This is a genomic window from Paraniabella hibiscisoli (assembly GCF_022512515.1).
Classification (GTDB): domain Bacteria; phylum Bacteroidota; class Bacteroidia; order Chitinophagales; family Chitinophagaceae; genus Niabella; species Niabella hibiscisoli.
In genome coordinates this window covers 246177-259899 of sequence record NZ_JAKWBK010000001.1, presented here as the reverse complement: position 1 = coordinate 259899, position 13723 = coordinate 246177, and the positions used below count along the sequence as shown (strand labels likewise).

Genomic DNA, 13723 nt, shown 5'->3' with positions numbered 1-13723 from the left:
TTTATCAGCTTCAGCCGATGGGTACGAATACCGGTATCTCTATTGATTATACCCCTGGGGTCGATGGTATCAATACGCACTTTTCCTGCGGCATGTATGATCGTCTTGCTATCCAGTAAAATCCCTACATGCACGATCTTTTCCCTGTCTTCGAAAAAGCAAGATCGCCAGGTTGTGCCTTTTTAATGAGGTTACGGGCTCACCTTTTAAGGCTTGCTCCCAGGCATCTCTTGGTATAGGTAGCCCTGCCAATTTGTATTGGGTCTGCGCAAAGCCGCTGCAATCCACACCCAATATGGTTTTACCTCCCCATAAATACGGCGCATTCAGCCACAGATGTGCATTTTCCAGTAATCGATTTTTAGGGTCTTTAATCGTAGCGGTGTTGATAGGTTTCGACAAACAGCGATAGGGCATCCTGGCTATTACTCCTTTACCATTTTTGAACCCCGGCAGGGTAGCCCCCAACGGTATCTGCATAATCTGGTCATCAAACTCAATGGGGGTAAGAAATTGTGACGCCAGGAACGAAGACTCCTGCATGGCCGTATCCTGGTCAATAACTGTAACAAGATGGGGTGTTAACCACCCGGTGTAACCATCGTAGAGGCTTTTTACTTTCAGCCATTGGTCATCTTTGCTCGCTGTAATTTGTACCGTTTCTCCAAAGAACAATTGGTTGCTCATTTCCCTTCTGTGATTGGGGCTCTTGCGTACAGGAGCTGCGGGTACGGTAACGATTGCATATACGGCCTTCATATATGTAAATATAAAGGCTCCTGATTGATCTTTTGGGAGTGCCAGACCAATATATCTGCAAAAACTTATGGAATTGGGTCGGGTTTGCATCTTTACGTTATAACTTTAGCCGGTGGGGAAAGACAAATACCAGGATGTTAACGATAAAGAGCTGTTGCAGCGTTTCTGGCAAACTCAGAATAATGAGTGGCTGGGCATTTTATTGCAGCGCTACACTTTGTTATTGCTGGGTGTTTGTATGAAGTATTTGAAGGATGAGAATGATGCACGTGATTGTGTACAGCAGGTCTTTTTAAAAGTAATACAGGAGGCCGGGAAATACAAGATCGATTACTTCAAAAGCTGGTTATACATGGTAGCCAAAAATCAATGTCTTACCATATTACGGGATAAAAAGGGGAAAGGTCTGATAGAGCTTAATGATACCAATAGCCAGGTGACGGAAGATGCTGATGTTTTATCGGATGCCGGCTCTCTCACTGTAAGTGACGAAATGCTACAGGAAGCCTTACAGGACCTTAATGAAGAGCAATACAAATGTGTAACTTTGTTTTATCTGAAGAAAAAAAGTTACCAGGAAATAAGCGAGAACACGGGCTACCCGATGTTAAAAGTGAAGAGTCATATTCAGAACGGGAAGAGGAATCTGAAGCTCAGTATCCAGAAAAAATGAAAGCAGCTGATTCAACCAATGCAAGATGATTTAAAAGACATATTATCCGATGCAGGCGGCACTACGAGCCAGGATCAGCTATTAAAGTACCTGAAAGATGAACTGGCACAGGCAGAAAAGCATGATCTTGAAAAAAAGCAATAGACGATGCTTTTGAGAGCGATGCATTAGACGGATTGCAGGAGCTGAAGGATCAGGCAAAGCTGGAGTTGATGGTAGATGGCTTAAACAGGGATCTTAAAAAACGTGTCTCGAAGAAAAATGAGCTGCGGGACAAGATGAAGCTGAAAACCAATTGGACCCTTTATTTTTCGATCATTATCTTTTTGATCATCATTATACTGGTATACATTTATTTACACCGGAAAATCAATCCATAAGACCAGAATAAAGTTGCAACACTAAAATTGTGCCTTTTTTCAATTGGTGATAACAAGTAGTTTTTTACGCATAAACTGCCCTTTTTCAATATTAATTTAATGTTAACTGGCTCCAAAAGCTAATTTTAATTGCCACCTTTGGGGTGCAAAAATCGAAAATTATGCAGTGGAAGACTATAACAAGCAACCTGGGGCATACTGCCTTTAGCTTGTGGAGCAATGGACGTAAATTATTGACCCTTGCTTATCAGGGGCAATCAGATAAAGTGTATATCGAGTCTGAAGATGGAGAAAAAGGCATTTTAAATGTAGAAATAAGGGTCTTTTAAAAAACAAGATCGTACTTGAAAACGAGTACGGAACTAATCTTGGAAAGCTGAAAAAGAAGGTAGCAGGGAGTTTATCCTAATCGACGGTAAAAAGTACTACCTCAATTTCCTCAATAATAAAGAAGTAGAAATCATAGCTGAAGATGCCCGGGAACCCCTCACTGTTTGCAGTCTCGACCTGGAGAATCCTACAGCAGAAGCAAAAAAGGCTTGTTAATGGTACTTTGTTACTATTTATTGGGCCACCCGCAAAAGCGCGAGCAGCCCGCAATGGCGGTTTAAAGCCCCTCAAATATTTCTTTAGAAAACTGTTCCAGCGAAGGATCCCGCGCTCCCATGAGCAGCAATACATCGCCATCCTGTAGGTGCGGTTTTATGTTGTCAAGCAGTTGGCTGCGATCTTCTACGAAATAAGCGTTTTTACCTAGTGCTTTAATATCGTTGATAAGATCATTGGCCGAAATATCTTTGGTAGTGGTGCCCCCTGCATAAAATATTTCGCTCATCCATATTTCATCCTGAGGTCTAAGGGCTTCGGAGATCTCTTTAACAAAATCGCTTCGGAGAAATTTGGTAGGTGTGTATCCGTGCGGCTGAAACCAGGCAATAACTTTGTCTGCAACTGGCTGGCAACTTTTAATAGCCGCGGCGCATTTTACCGGTTGTGCGCGAAGTCATCTACCACCCATACGCCATTTTTGTTACCCAAAACCTGGCAGCGGCGATAAATTCCTTCGTATTTTTCCAGCGCCTCGCTGGCAACTTTCAACGGAACACCAGCTTGCACAGCCACTGTTACGGCTGCCACCGCATTCTCCATATTGTGGCGGCCCGCAACATTAAGGTCGAAATGTTGAGCTTCAATATCAAAAGAAATTTTAAAACCCTTTTGCTGGAAACCGGTAGCAAAGAAGCCCGCCCCCTGTTTTCACCTTCAATTTCAAAATCATTCACCAGGTGGGAAGAGAGTTTCCTCGAATGTTCGTTAGATTGATTAACGATAAAGAACTCGCTGTTATTTTTAAAAGTTTCAAAAACCTGCATTAATTCGTCCAGTTCTTTGTGATCCTTTTCGATATTGAGCAATAGCCCGATTTTGGGATGATATTGAACAATAGAACCATCACTTTCATCGGCTTCTATTACCAGCCACTCACTATTCCCAACAAAAGCGTTCCCGATCTTACCTTTTTTAATAAGGCTTACCAGCCCGGCTCCACTGATAATAGATGGAGAAAGCCCGGCAAAGGTTAGTATATCAAACAACATTGCAGTAGTCGTGCTTTTGCCACTGGTGCCACCTACCGCAATAGTTTTTTACTGGCAGCAATAAGGGCCAATAGTTCAGATCTTTTAATAATCGGAATGCCCAGTTCCCGGGCTTTTTTATTTCTACTACTGTATCCTCAATGGCGGTAGAAGCAACTACCAGGTCTGTTTCTGCTGTAATACCGCTTCCATCCTGCAGGTAACACTGTATACCTTCAACCTCCAGTTTGGTCCGGATGTCACCGGCTTTTCCTTCATTAAAAAAACGGTCACTGCCGCTTACCTTCATGCCCGTACCTTGTAAATACTGGGCTATGGCGCTCATGCCAGCGCCTGCAACACCTATAAAAAGGGCGCTTTTATATTTTTCAGTTCAATACTCATAATGTCAAAATTCCAATCGGGTTAATGTAATTATCAGGCTCAAAATTATGCAGAGAAACTACAAGTTTTATCAAAGCTTATTCCTGCCAAAAGCGTAAATATACAAGGGAATGTACAACTATTTTTGGCAGGAGGTTGTTATCAGAACGCAAACATCGTAATCGATAATAAAGAGGGCCGGAGCCTGAGCCAGGGTGTTGACTTAGGCGATTTTAGCGCTATTGAACTATAAAATATGACAGATGTGGCAAGATTATTATATTTGCCAAATTCAATAATGACTATGAGTAATAATTTCAATCCTGATAAACAACATACGTTAAAGAAGTCAGTAAGCATAAGTGGCACAGGTTTACATACCGGTATACTGGCTGATGTAACGCTGAAGCCCGCCAATGCAGGTTTCGGATTCCAGTTTCAAAGGGTTGATTTGCCTAATAAACCCGTTATCAAGGCCGATTGCGATCTGGTTACTGATACCAGTCGGGGTACTACATTGGAAGCCAATGGTGCCAAAGTAAGTACAGTGGAGCACCTGTTGGCGGCTTTAGTAGGCATGGGTATTGACAATTGCCTGATCGAGATAAATGGTCCGGAAGTGCCCATCATGGATGGCAGCTCTATGCCTTACATAGAAATTATTGAAGAAGCGGGAGTGGAGGAGCAAAATGCGGCCAAAGCCTGGTATTCGATAGATGAGAATCTGTACCTTACAGACGAAGATAAAAGGGTAGAAATGGTGATTATGCCTGCGCGTGAGTACCAGATAACGACTTTGATCGACTTTAATTCCCCGGTTTTGGGAACGCAGCATGCAGAGCTGAAAAGTATGAGAGATTTTAAGGATAAGATCTCATCCTGTCGTACGTTTTGCTTTTTACATGAGTTGGAAATGTTATTGGATCACAACCTGATTAAAGGAGGAGATGTCAATAATGCAATTGTTGTGGTTGATAAACCCGTAGGTAGTGCGGAATTGGACCGGCTGAAAAAATATTCAAAAAAGACGATATAGAAGTTAAAAGCGAAGGCTACCTAAATAACCTGGAGCTCCGGTTCCCTAACGAGCCGGCCAGGCACAAATTGCTCGATATAGTAGGCGATTTAGCGCTGATCGGCTACCCGGTAAAGGGAAGGGTTATTGCCAATCGTCCGGGGCATAGCTCTAATGTGGCATTTGCAAAAGTGATCAAAAAACACATCAAAGCCAATAAGCACATCAAAGACGTACCTAGCTATGATCCTACAATGCCGGCTGTTTACGATATTCAGCATATCGAAAAACCTTACCTCATCGGTTTCCTTTTTTATTGGTTGATAAGGTAATTGATTTAACGGATGAGAAAATTGTGGGCATAAAGAATGTGACTTTCAACGAATGGTTTTTTCAGGGACATTTTCCGCAAAACCCGGTATTTCCTGGCGTACTTCAGATTGAGGCGCTGGCACAATGCGGAGGCATGCTGGCCATCAATTTGAGTCCTGAAGGTCAATATGATACTTATTTCCTGAAAATAGACAATTGCAAGTTTAAGAATATGGTGAAGCCTGGCGATACGCTCATCCTTAAAATGGAACTAACTGCGCCCATAAGAAGAGGCATTTGTGAGATGAAGGGAACGACCTATGTTGGTAACAAAGTTTGCTGTGAGGCCGACCTGGTGGCTCAGATTGTGAAGCGTTAAAAATCAATTTTGGATACTTTTTGCTTTACTCCAAAGAGAAAGTAAAGAATTCCACCTAAAATAGGAAAGAACAGTACAATCAGCGCCCAGATAATTTTATTGGAGCTATCTTTAAATTGGTTGCGTAAAATATCTATCAAAGCAAAAAGAGGTATTAAAAACATAATTGCGATAACCGCTATGATAATCAGTTCGTTTGTTCCAAGTGTAGCCATTCGGTTTTTTAGCTAATTTAGTTCAATATTCGAAAATAAATACTATCATGATCCTTAAACGTATAAGCCTGTTAGTTTTTGTAATGATTGCTTTAATTGCAGTGTCCTGTAAAAAGACAAAACGGATGACAGTGTAAACGGGAGGTTCCAGGGCAACTGGATAGAAAGCAGTGCAAAGGCCGCATCTATAGTAGTGAGTGCGCCACCTGCCGGAGAGGAGAACCTGCCCAATCTTACGCTCCATGTCGCCTCAACCGGTTACTTCTTTATGTATCGGCTTAATAGCACAGGCGATTCAATTTACTTATCGGATCTGTCAACCGGAGGCGCCAAAAATGTACCATACAAAATCACTTTTTCCGACAATGCGCAGTCTTTTACCATAAAAAAGTTTCATCCCGCATTACCTAATGTTGATCCCCTCACTTTCAATAAGCAGAACTAGAAATTTTATTGCCTGAAAAACAGGTATTTAGCAGCCATATTGGGTTGTTAAAATAGCTGCCACGCACGAAGTTCACCAACTATTCACATTTCAATTTAAAGCCCAATAAACGCTCATTTTTTCGTAAATTTGTCCGTTGCCTTACGGGCATCAATTATTGTGTAATCTATTATTGATTTTAGCCTGATGAGATGCTTGAATCGGTTCTTGGTAAAAAGAGGACTATTCTTATTGTATCTTATACATTTTTAAATATTTATGAGCGAAGAAATAAACGAAGCAGTAGCAGTAGAAAAACCCGTTTATGGTGCCGATAGTATACAGGTTTTAGAAGGCTTGGAAGCGGTGCGTAAGCGCCCGGCGATGTATATTGGAGATATTGGGATTAAAGGCCTGCATCACCTGGTGTATGAGGTGGTTGATAACTCTATCGATGAAGCCCTTGCCGGCCATTGTAAGAACATTGAAGTTTTCATTCATGAAGATAACTCCATTTCTGTACAGGATGATGGCCGGGGTATTCCAACCGGTATCAATAAAAAGAGAACAAGTCGGCTTTAGAAATAGTAATGACCGTGTTGCATGCCGGCGGAAAGTTTGATAAAGACAGCTATAAGGTTTCCGGAGGTTTGCATGGTGTAGGTGTGAGTTGCGTTAATGCCTTAAGCACCAAGATGATCACCACTGTTCACCGGGAGGGTAAGGTATTTGAGCAGGAGTACCATATTGGTATACCTCAATACACTGTTCGGGAAATTGGCGTATCGGATAAAACAGGAACTCATCAGCATTTCTGGCCGGACGATTCCATTTTTACGGTTACCGAATATAAGTTTGATATTCTCAAAGGACGCCTGCGAGAGCTGTCTTATCTGAACAGAGGCATCCGTATATCACTGACCGATTTACGGGAAAAGAACGATAACGGCGAGGTTCTTTCAGAAGTATTTTACAGCGAGGGAGGCATTACTGAGTTTGTAGAAATGCTGGACCAGGCTGCGGGGCGCAAGGCGCTGATACCTAGTGTGATCACGGTTGAGGGGCATGATGCGGGCACTAATGTGGCTGTAGATGTAGCCCTTACCTATAATGATTCTTACAGTGAGCATATTTATTCTTACGTAAATAATATCAACACCATCGAAGGAGGTACGCACGTTACCGGATTCAGGCAGGCCCTGACCCGGGTGTTTAAAACCTATGGTGATAAGAATGGTTGTTTGAGAGAGCAAAAGTTAGCATTGAAGGGGATGATTTTCGCGAAGGTTTGAGTGCTATTATTTCTGTGAAGGTTCCGGAACCTCAGTTTGAAGGACAAACAAAAACCAAGCTGGGTAACAGCGAGGTAAGCGGTGTAGTACAAACTACCCTGGCCCGTGCTTTAGAAGTCTTCCTGGAAGAAAATCCAAAGGATGCCAAAAACATCATCAATAAAGTAATTCTTGCAGCCCAGGCGAGAGCGGCCGCAAGGAAAGCACGCGACCTGGTTCAACGAAAATCGGTTCTAAGCGGAGGCGGCTTACCCGGTAAGCTGGCCGACTGTTCTGATCGTGATCCGGAGCGTTGCGAACTATACCTGGTGGAAGGAGACTCGGCAGGCGGTACGGCAAAATCGGGCCGTGACCGGTCTTTCCAGGCTATTCTTCCTTTGCGAGGTAAGATCCTGAACGTAGAAAAAGCGATGGAGCATAAAATTTACGAAAATGAAGAGATCCGTAATATTTATACAGCATTGGGTGTTACTGTAGGTACGCCAGACGATCCTAAAGCTTTAAACCTTGCCAAACTCCGTTATCATAAGCTGATCATTATGACGGATGCCGATGTGGACGGTAGCCACATTGCCACATTGATTCTGACCTTTGTTTACCGCTACATGAAAGAATTGGTAGAGCAGGGATATGTATACCTGGCCCAGCCACCATTATATCTTGTAAAGAAAGGAAAAGAATCGGCTTATGCTTATAATGAGGAGCAACGCAAGGCATTGGTGCTAAGGTTAGGTGCAGGTAAAGAAGAATCTGTAAACATACAGCGATATAAAGGTTTGGGAGAGATGAATGCAGAGCAGCTTTGGGAAACTACTATGGATCCGGATCGCCGTACCTTAAAACAGGTTACCATTGAAAGTGCTGCTGAAGCAGACAGGGTATTTAGTATGCTGATGGGAGATGAGGTAGCACCCCGACGTGAGTTTATCGAAACCAATGCTAAATACGCTAAACTGGATATCTAATAGTATTAAGGTTTAATGTATTCCTTAATGTAATTGAATAATTTTTCTTCAGTTGGGCCTTCAGGCTTCTGTTTTTCTGCAATGAATTTTTTGTAAAAAACAGAAGCCTGTGTTTTATTATTCAGGTTAACATCATATACCCGGGCTTTGTAATACAGGTCATAAGGGTTTTGAAAAATATAATAGGAGCTATCGTATTGTGCGATAGCTTTTTTATATTCTTTAGTTTTTTCGTAGTTGTCGGCCTTGCTTCTAAAATAAGTTTTAGCTTCCTCCAGCAGGTTTTGCTTCAGGCATTCATCCAGCAAAAGGTTACTCCTGGCAAAGTCCTTTTTCTGCGCGTAACACAAAGCTGCACAATAAGTGGTTGGTTCACTCTTCATTCCCTGTAGCTCCAGCCAATCACAAAGAGCCAGGCATTGGTCTAGTTTTTTTGTATTCAGATAAGCGTAAGCCAGGCTAATGTAGGCAGATGGTTGTATTGCTGAGTCCTTTAGCAATCGTTCTCCCCAAAAGATAACTTCCTTGTATTTATTTTCCCTTGCACTATAGTTTATTTTCCGGGCCACAACCTCCTCATTAGTTGAGTCACTGAGTAAAAAACTATCAATGACTGCGACAGCTCTTTTTTGCTCCTTTTTGTAGGCCAGACCACTTGAATACCGTAATACTACATTGGCCGCCCGGGGATTTAGCAAATAAGCTTTCTCATTATAAGCAAATGCAGAATCTCTTTCATCCAGTGCATTGTAAATAGTTGATGCATAAAACCAGTACTTATATTGCGCTGGCTGCAAAACCGTAAGATTTTTGTAATGTCCAAGTGCATAGGCGTATTTCTTCAATCTCTGGTAAATAATAGCCAGGTATAAATTTGCCGGCCCATCTGACGGGTCTTGCTGATAAACCGCCTGATAAACAGGCAGCGCACTCTTTTCCTCATCGTTCATAAAATAGGCATATCCTAAATTGAGGTAGTATTCTTTATCGAAGCCCGGTGGAGAAGCTTTTTCAGGAGCTGAACGGCCTGGCTATACTCTTGGTTTTGAATAAATTGTTGAAATTGAGCACGATCATATACTGCTTGTGCTAAAGAACTATTTCCTTTAAATGTTATTAGCATCATCCATAGAATAGCAAGGTTTTTCATATTTTCTTTTATAATTTATAGGCAATAAACAAAAATTTATAAGACAAATATAACTAATTATTTAGTTATAAAAATGCTGTTTCATCGAATAATTGCCTTCAGTTCTAAGTAAAACCCTTAATTTCAATTTTTCTTAATCAAAAAATAATAGCTATGGCAGATGTAACCCTTACAGCTTACAATGTAAAAACCAAAGAAAAGAATGTACCGATCCAGGAAGCCGTGATCTCAAGAACTGCGAAAGGTGGGTACATTGCCAAAGGCCACGATGGCAAAGGCAGCAAGTTAACAGCCCTTTTGGGAGAAGAAAAAGCATTGGCTGCTATTAAAGCGGGTCTTGCAAAACAAGATTGGTAATACCCAGTGTTAAACAATATATTGACCCGGCAACTTGTTTGCCGGGTTTTTAATTTATACCTGATGTAGTTTTTTTAAAAGGGATGTTCTTTTTTACTAAATGCCTGTAACCGATAACGTTTGCGTAAATAAAGTACTGGCTTATTGTTTCGGCAAAAGGGATTGTGAGTACCTTGTACGTTCTAATAGATTGCAGATGTATAAAAATGTTGTTTTATCGTTATTGCTTGTTATTGGTTCATTAACCGTTTTTGCTCAAACAAACTGGATTCTACCAAAAGTTGCTGAAGCGAAGTTTAAAGCAGTTACGTATAATATTACAAAATATGGCGCCGTTCCGGATGGCCATCAGTTGAATACACGTTTCATTCAAAATGCTATTGACGACTGCAGCAAAAAAGGAGGAGGGGTTGTTCAGGTTCCTTCGGGTTTGTGGTTAACAGGGCCAATTGTGCTCAAAAGCAATGTTAACTTAAACCTGGCTGTGGGTGCTACATTATTGTTTACAAAAGATAAAACACAATATCCGCTGGTAAAAGCCAACTGGGAAGGATATGACCAGATGCGTAATCAATCACCTATCTCAGCAGAAAATGCTACCAATATAGCTATTACCGGTAAGGGCATTGTTGATGGTAATGGCGATGGATGGCGTATGGTTAAAAAAGATAAGCTCACCGAGTCTCAATGGAAAAAACTGGTAGCCTCCGGTGGCATCGTTTCTAAAGACGGCCGTTTGTGGATGCCTTCTGAGGGATTTGCCAAAGGACAGGACATGAAAGATCCGGGAAGGATAACTCCTGACAGAGATGAAGCGCACTATCAATCTATCAAAGACTTTCTGCGTCCTAACCTGCTGGTATTAACTAAATGTGATAAGATATTACTGGAGGGTGTTACTTTTCAAAACTCACCGGCCTGGAACCTGCATCCTTTAATGAGCAGCAACATTACGGTAAGAAATATACAGGTAAAAAATCCCTGGTATGCACAAAACGGAGACGGCATCGATCTTGAAAGCTGCCGTAATGTATTAATTGAAAACAGTGTTTTTGACGTTGGTGATGATGGTCTTTGTATTAAAAGCGGTCGCGATGCTGATGGCCGTGCCCGCGCGATGCCTACGCAGGATGTGATCATTAGGGGCTGCACGGTTTATGCTTCTCATGGTGGTTTCGTGGTAGGAAGTGAAATGAGCGGTGGCGCTAAAAATATCTATGTAAGCAATTGCACGTTTGTTGGTTCAGATATTGGACTTCGTTTTAAAACAACCCGGGGCCGCGGCGGTATTGTAGAGAATATCTTTATTAAAGACATTTATATGAAAGATATTCCTGGCGATGCGGTATTATTTGACATGTATTATATGGGTAACGATCCTGTACCAATGGAAGGCGAAAAAGAGAGCTACCCAAAGTGCAGATGTTACCGGTTGATGAAACCACTCCACAGTTTAGGAACATTAATATCAGCAATATTTACTGCAATGGCGCGAAAAAGCCATTTTCATCAGGGGATTGCCTGAGATGCATGTAAAAAACATTAAAATAGAAAATTCGGTATTTCAATCTGATATAGGTGTTGATATACAGGAGGCCAGCAATATTACCCTGAACAACGTAAAAGTATTTACTAAAAAAACAGACCCTGTTATCGATATTATTAACAGCGATAACATTTCTGTAAAAGGGCTCGATTATACGAAAGGAACCGACCTGCTGATACGCGTAGCCGGTGACAGAACAAAATCTGTATTGGTACAACAAACCAATTACAGCAATACCAAAGTAAAAGCAAAAGCTGAATTAGGCGCCGGTGAAAGTTCGGTGCAGATCAAATAAATTTATTTAACTGTTATCTCGTCTGATCATTCATATCAAAACCGGTTCGAAAAAATGATGAAGAAAATATTATACCTCTTAGTTAGCTTTTTATCCCTGCAGGCACAGGCGCAGGAGATTCCTTATTCACAGCGTGGCATTAACTGCCATGCACATGTGGCCAGACTCTTTTAGTGTGACGCCAGGACGCGCGGCGAGGTGGAGTTATGATCAGGGGGTTATATTAAAAGGTATAGAAGGTATTTGGCAAGCCACCGGCGATGGTAAATGGTTTAATTATATTGAGCATAGCATGGATCATTTTGTGCGTGAAGACGGCACGATCAAAGATTACGACCAGGATCATTATAATATTGATCACTTGAATAATGGAAAGGTGTTGCTGACCATTTACCGGGTAACAGGGAAAGAGAAATACAAAAAAGCAGCTCAGCTATTACGCAAGCAATTATTAGCGCATCCGAGAACCAAAGAAGGTGGGTTTTGGCATAAGCAGATTTACCCGTGGCAAATGTGGCTGGACGGTCTTTATATGGGACAGCCTTTTTATGCAGAATATGCACAGGTGTTTGGAGAGGATACTGTTTTTAATGATGTGGCGAAACAGTTTGTGCTGATGGAAAAAAATAGCCGCGATCCTAAAACGGGCTTATTATATCATGGGTATGATGAAGCAAGAGAACAACAGTGGGCAGATAAAAAAACAGGGAAGTCGCCTCATTTCTGGGCACGTGCTTTAGGTTGGTATGGTGTGGCAATGGTAGATGCGCTGGATTATTTTCCTCAGGATCATCCGGGCCGCCAACAGATCATTGATATATTAAAGCGCTTTGCTGCTGCAGTAGTAAAAGTACAGGATGCCAAATCGGGTATGTGGTACGATATTGTAGACCTGCCCAACCGCAAACCTAATTACCTGGAGTCTTCGGCAACGGCTATGCTTACCTACACATTAGCTAAAGGTGCGCGAAAAGGCTATATAGCATCCAGCTATGCAGCTAATGCCAAAAGAGCTTTTGATGGATTAACGAAACTTCAGTTGACAAAAGATAAAGACGGCTTTACTAACCTCGAAGGAACGGTTTCTGTTTCCGGGTTGGGTGGCAAACCTTATCGTGATGGTAGCTTTGATTACTATATGCGTGAAAAGGTAATTAAGAATGATCCTAAAGGTATGGGAGCATTCATCATGGCAGCTAACGAAATAGAGATGCTGCCCAAATTGGCAACCGGGAAAGGCAAGGCTGTGGTATTAGATAATTTCTTTAACAACGAATGGCAAAAAGGTCCATCAGGCGTACAAATTCCTTTTCATTATGTTTGGGACGAACGCGATAATAACGGGTACCAATTCTTAGGAAATCTATTTGAACAGTATGGTGCAAAACTGCATACATTAAAAGATGCACCTACAACGTCTATTCTTTCCAAAGCCTCAGTATATATTATTGTAGATGCAGATACAGAGAAAGAAACGGCTAAGCCTAATTACATGACCGAAGCGTATGCTACCACAATTGCTAATTGGGTAAAAGCTGGCGGTGTGTTGGTTTTGTTGGGTAATAATTCGGTGAATGCGGAGCAGGTGCATATCAACCTATTGGCAGAAAAATTTGGCGTACGTTTTAATGGAGATGATCAGCTGATGGTAAAGGGAAGCAATTATGAGCAGGGAGAAGTAAAAACAGAGGCGGGTAATCCTATATTCAAGGCCGGCCGGTCTTTGTATATAAAAGAGATTAGCTCGCTAACAGTTAAAAGCCCGGCAAAAGCAATCGTTAAAACAAAAGATTTTGATGTAATGGCAGTTGCCCAGCTAGGTAAGGGGAAAGTGTTTGTATTGGGCGATCCATGGATTTATAATGAATATGTGGATGGCAGAAAATTGCCTGCTAAGTACGAAAACTTTAATGCAGCCAGCGATCTCGTTAAATGGTTGTTGAAAAACGGTAAGTAATACAATTACCCTTGTCTAAGTACGAACATCTCAATACTAATAT

21 protein-coding genes and 1 pseudogene are annotated in these 13723 nt (G+C 41.6%); 15 read left to right on the top strand and 7 right to left on the bottom strand.

Annotation, left to right across the window (positions count from 1 at the left end):
• Nucleotides 1–108 precede the first annotated feature (108 nt).
• Nucleotides 109–759 carry a C40 family peptidase gene (locus MKP07_RS01650; RefSeq protein ID WP_240844706.1) on the bottom strand — a complete coding sequence of 217 codons (651 nt, stop codon included), beginning with the start codon at nt 757–759 and terminating at the stop codon, nt 109–111.
• Between the two features lie 112 nt (nt 760–871).
• On the opposite strand from MKP07_RS01650, the gene MKP07_RS01645 reads away from it, so the two are divergent.
• The 4 genes from MKP07_RS01645 (at nt 872) to MKP07_RS01635 (ending at nt 2141) form a co-directional block, all read left to right on the top strand.
• On the top strand, nt 872–1432 hold the full coding sequence (locus tag MKP07_RS01645) for an RNA polymerase sigma factor (RefSeq protein ID WP_240844705.1): 561 nt from the start codon (nt 872–874) through the stop codon (nt 1430–1432).
• Between the two features lie 18 nt (nt 1433–1450).
• Nucleotides 1451–1576, top strand: coding sequence for a hypothetical protein (locus MKP07_RS37485; RefSeq protein WP_262919110.1), 126 nt, complete (start codon nt 1451–1453; stop codon nt 1574–1576).
• A 32-nt stretch (nt 1577–1608) separates the two neighbouring features.
• Nucleotides 1609–1812: a hypothetical protein gene (locus tag MKP07_RS01640; RefSeq protein WP_240844704.1), complete on the top strand. Its 204-nt coding sequence runs from the start codon at nt 1609–1611 to the stop codon at nt 1810–1812.
• Nucleotides 1813–1973: 161 nt separating this feature from the next.
• Nucleotides 1974–2141 (top strand): hypothetical protein, encoded by a 168-nt coding sequence (locus MKP07_RS01635; RefSeq protein ID WP_240844703.1) that lies wholly within the window; start codon nt 1974–1976, stop codon nt 2139–2141.
• 278 nt (nt 2142–2419) lie between these two features.
• Here MKP07_RS01635 and MKP07_RS01630 read toward each other — a convergent pair whose 3' ends face one another.
• The 4 genes from MKP07_RS01630 to MKP07_RS01615 are packed head-to-tail and all read right to left on the bottom strand — an operon-like array spanning nt 2420 to nt 3735.
• On the bottom strand, nt 2420–2749 hold the full coding sequence (locus MKP07_RS01630) for a hypothetical protein (RefSeq protein WP_394803611.1): 330 nt from the start codon (nt 2747–2749) through the stop codon (nt 2420–2422).
• A 47-nt stretch (nt 2750–2796) separates the two neighbouring features.
• The gene (locus MKP07_RS01625; RefSeq protein WP_240844701.1) at nt 2797–2961 is read right to left on the bottom strand and encodes a hypothetical protein; all 165 of its coding nucleotides are present in this window, start codon (nt 2959–2961) and stop codon (nt 2797–2799) included.
• Nucleotides 2937–3410 carry a hypothetical protein gene (locus MKP07_RS01620; RefSeq protein ID WP_240844700.1) on the bottom strand — a complete coding sequence of 158 codons (474 nt, stop codon included), beginning with the start codon at nt 3408–3410 and terminating at the stop codon, nt 2937–2939. The genes MKP07_RS01625 and MKP07_RS01620 overlap by 25 nt, the downstream gene beginning before the upstream one ends.
• Nucleotides 3400–3735: a hypothetical protein gene (locus MKP07_RS01615; RefSeq protein ID WP_240844699.1), complete on the bottom strand. Its 336-nt coding sequence runs from the start codon at nt 3733–3735 to the stop codon at nt 3400–3402. Before MKP07_RS01615 ends, MKP07_RS01620 begins: the two co-directional genes overlap by 11 nt.
• Nucleotides 3736–4077: 342 nt before the next feature.
• Between MKP07_RS01615 and lpxC the strand changes: the two genes are divergently transcribed.
• The 3 genes from lpxC (at nt 4078) to fabZ (ending at nt 5479) form a co-directional block, all read left to right on the top strand.
• On the top strand, nt 4078–4809 hold the full coding sequence (lpxC, locus tag MKP07_RS01610) for a UDP-3-O-acyl-N-acetylglucosamine deacetylase (RefSeq protein WP_240844698.1): 732 nt from the start codon (nt 4078–4080) through the stop codon (nt 4807–4809).
• A 68-nt stretch (nt 4810–4877) separates the two neighbouring features.
• A complete protein-coding gene (locus tag MKP07_RS01605; protein WP_394803525.1) occupies nt 4878–5120 on the top strand; it encodes a UDP-3-O-acyl-N-acetylglucosamine deacetylase in 243 nt (80 codons plus the stop codon).
• On the top strand, nt 5105–5479 hold the full coding sequence (gene fabZ, locus MKP07_RS01600; RefSeq protein WP_240844697.1) for a 3-hydroxyacyl-ACP dehydratase FabZ: 375 nt from the start codon (nt 5105–5107) through the stop codon (nt 5477–5479). Before MKP07_RS01605 ends, fabZ begins: the two co-directional genes overlap by 16 nt.
• Here fabZ and MKP07_RS01595 read toward each other — a convergent pair.
• Nucleotides 5476–5694, bottom strand: a complete 219-nt coding sequence (locus MKP07_RS01595) for a PLDc N-terminal domain-containing protein (protein ID WP_240844696.1) — start codon at nt 5692–5694, stop codon at nt 5476–5478. The genes fabZ and MKP07_RS01595 overlap by 4 nt on opposite strands.
• A gap of 193 nt (nt 5695–5887) precedes the next feature.
• On the opposite strand from MKP07_RS01595, the gene MKP07_RS01590 reads away from it, so the two are divergent.
• From MKP07_RS01590 to MKP07_RS43545, 4 genes and pseudogenes are all read left to right on the top strand, one after another.
• Nucleotides 5888–6139 (top strand): hypothetical protein, encoded by a 252-nt coding sequence (locus MKP07_RS01590; RefSeq protein WP_240844695.1) that lies wholly within the window; start codon nt 5888–5890, stop codon nt 6137–6139.
• A 258-nt stretch (nt 6140–6397) separates the two neighbouring features.
• The gene (locus MKP07_RS43550) at nt 6398–6700 is read left to right on the top strand and encodes an ATP-binding protein (RefSeq protein ID WP_317235755.1); all 303 of its coding nucleotides are present in this window, start codon (nt 6398–6400) and stop codon (nt 6698–6700) included.
• 8 nt (nt 6701–6708) lie between these two features.
• Nucleotides 6709–7997 (top strand): annotated as a pseudogene (locus MKP07_RS41960) (toprim domain-containing protein); the annotation flags it as partial.
• 18 nt (nt 7998–8015) lie between these two features.
• Nucleotides 8016–8375 (top strand): hypothetical protein, encoded by a 360-nt coding sequence (locus MKP07_RS43545; protein WP_449589528.1) that lies wholly within the window; start codon nt 8016–8018, stop codon nt 8373–8375.
• A 5-nt stretch (nt 8376–8380) separates the two neighbouring features.
• Here MKP07_RS43545 and MKP07_RS01580 read toward each other — a convergent pair whose 3' ends face one another.
• Complete coding sequence (locus tag MKP07_RS01580; RefSeq protein WP_240844694.1) at nt 8381–9325, bottom strand: tetratricopeptide repeat protein; 945 nt, start codon at nt 9323–9325, stop codon at nt 8381–8383.
• A 353-nt stretch (nt 9326–9678) separates the two neighbouring features.
• Here MKP07_RS01580 and MKP07_RS01575 point away from each other — a divergent pair, with 353 nt between their 5' ends.
• The 4 genes from MKP07_RS01575 to MKP07_RS01560 all read left to right on the top strand — a co-directional run bounded on the left by MKP07_RS01575 (nt 9679) and on the right by MKP07_RS01560 (nt 13680).
• The gene (locus MKP07_RS01575) at nt 9679–9882 is read left to right on the top strand and encodes a hypothetical protein (protein ID WP_240844693.1); all 204 of its coding nucleotides are present in this window, start codon (nt 9679–9681) and stop codon (nt 9880–9882) included.
• A 196-nt stretch (nt 9883–10078) separates the two neighbouring features.
• Complete coding sequence (locus tag MKP07_RS01570) at nt 10079–11407, top strand: glycoside hydrolase family 28 protein (RefSeq protein ID WP_240844692.1); 1329 nt, start codon at nt 10079–10081, stop codon at nt 11405–11407.
• A complete protein-coding gene (locus tag MKP07_RS01565; protein WP_240844691.1) occupies nt 11400–11723 on the top strand; it encodes a hypothetical protein in 324 nt (107 codons plus the stop codon). The genes MKP07_RS01570 and MKP07_RS01565 overlap by 8 nt, the downstream gene beginning before the upstream one ends.
• 154 nt (nt 11724–11877) lie before the next feature.
• The gene (locus MKP07_RS01560; protein WP_240844690.1) at nt 11878–13680 is read left to right on the top strand and encodes a glycoside hydrolase family 88/105 protein; all 1803 of its coding nucleotides are present in this window, start codon (nt 11878–11880) and stop codon (nt 13678–13680) included.
• Nucleotides 13681–13723: the final 43 nt, after the last annotated feature.

What these genes read in the sequence shown, in the direction of transcription:
- MKP07_RS01650 (WP_240844706.1), bottom strand. Translation starts at nt 759, where the DNA reads ATGAAGGCCGTATATGCAATCGTTACCGTACCCGCAGCTCCTGTACGC.
- MKP07_RS37485 (WP_262919110.1), top strand. Translation starts at nt 1,451, where the DNA reads ATGCAAGATGATTTAAAAGACATATTATCCGATGCAGGCGGCACTACG.
- MKP07_RS01635 (WP_240844703.1), top strand. Translation starts at nt 1,974, where the DNA reads ATGCAGTGGAAGACTATAACAAGCAACCTGGGGCATACTGCCTTTAGC.
- MKP07_RS01625 (WP_240844701.1), bottom strand. Translation starts at nt 2,961, where the DNA reads ATGGAGAATGCGGTGGCAGCCGTAACAGTGGCTGTGCAAGCTGGTGTT.
- MKP07_RS01620 (WP_240844700.1), bottom strand. Translation starts at nt 3,410, where the DNA reads ATGTTGTTTGATATACTAACCTTTGCCGGGCTTTCTCCATCTATTATC.
- MKP07_RS01615 (WP_240844699.1), bottom strand. Translation starts at nt 3,735, where the DNA reads ATGAGCGCCATAGCCCAGTATTTACAAGGTACGGGCATGAAGGTAAGC.
- lpxC (WP_240844698.1), top strand. Translation starts at nt 4,078, where the DNA reads ATGAGTAATAATTTCAATCCTGATAAACAACATACGTTAAAGAAGTCA.
- MKP07_RS01595 (WP_240844696.1), bottom strand. Translation starts at nt 5,694, where the DNA reads ATGGCTACACTTGGAACAAACGAACTGATTATCATAGCGGTTATCGCA.
- MKP07_RS43550 (WP_317235755.1), top strand. Translation starts at nt 6,398, where the DNA reads ATGAGCGAAGAAATAAACGAAGCAGTAGCAGTAGAAAAACCCGTTTAT.
- MKP07_RS43545 (WP_449589528.1), top strand. Translation starts at nt 8,016, where the DNA reads ATGAAAGAATTGGTAGAGCAGGGATATGTATACCTGGCCCAGCCACCA.
- MKP07_RS01580 (WP_240844694.1), bottom strand. Translation starts at nt 9,325, where the DNA reads ATGAACGATGAGGAAAAGAGTGCGCTGCCTGTTTATCAGGCGGTTTAT.
- MKP07_RS01575 (WP_240844693.1), top strand. Translation starts at nt 9,679, where the DNA reads ATGGCAGATGTAACCCTTACAGCTTACAATGTAAAAACCAAAGAAAAG.
- MKP07_RS01570 (WP_240844692.1), top strand. Translation starts at nt 10,079, where the DNA reads ATGTATAAAAATGTTGTTTTATCGTTATTGCTTGTTATTGGTTCATTA.
- MKP07_RS01560 (WP_240844690.1), top strand. Translation starts at nt 11,878, where the DNA reads ATGTGGCCAGACTCTTTTAGTGTGACGCCAGGACGCGCGGCGAGGTGG.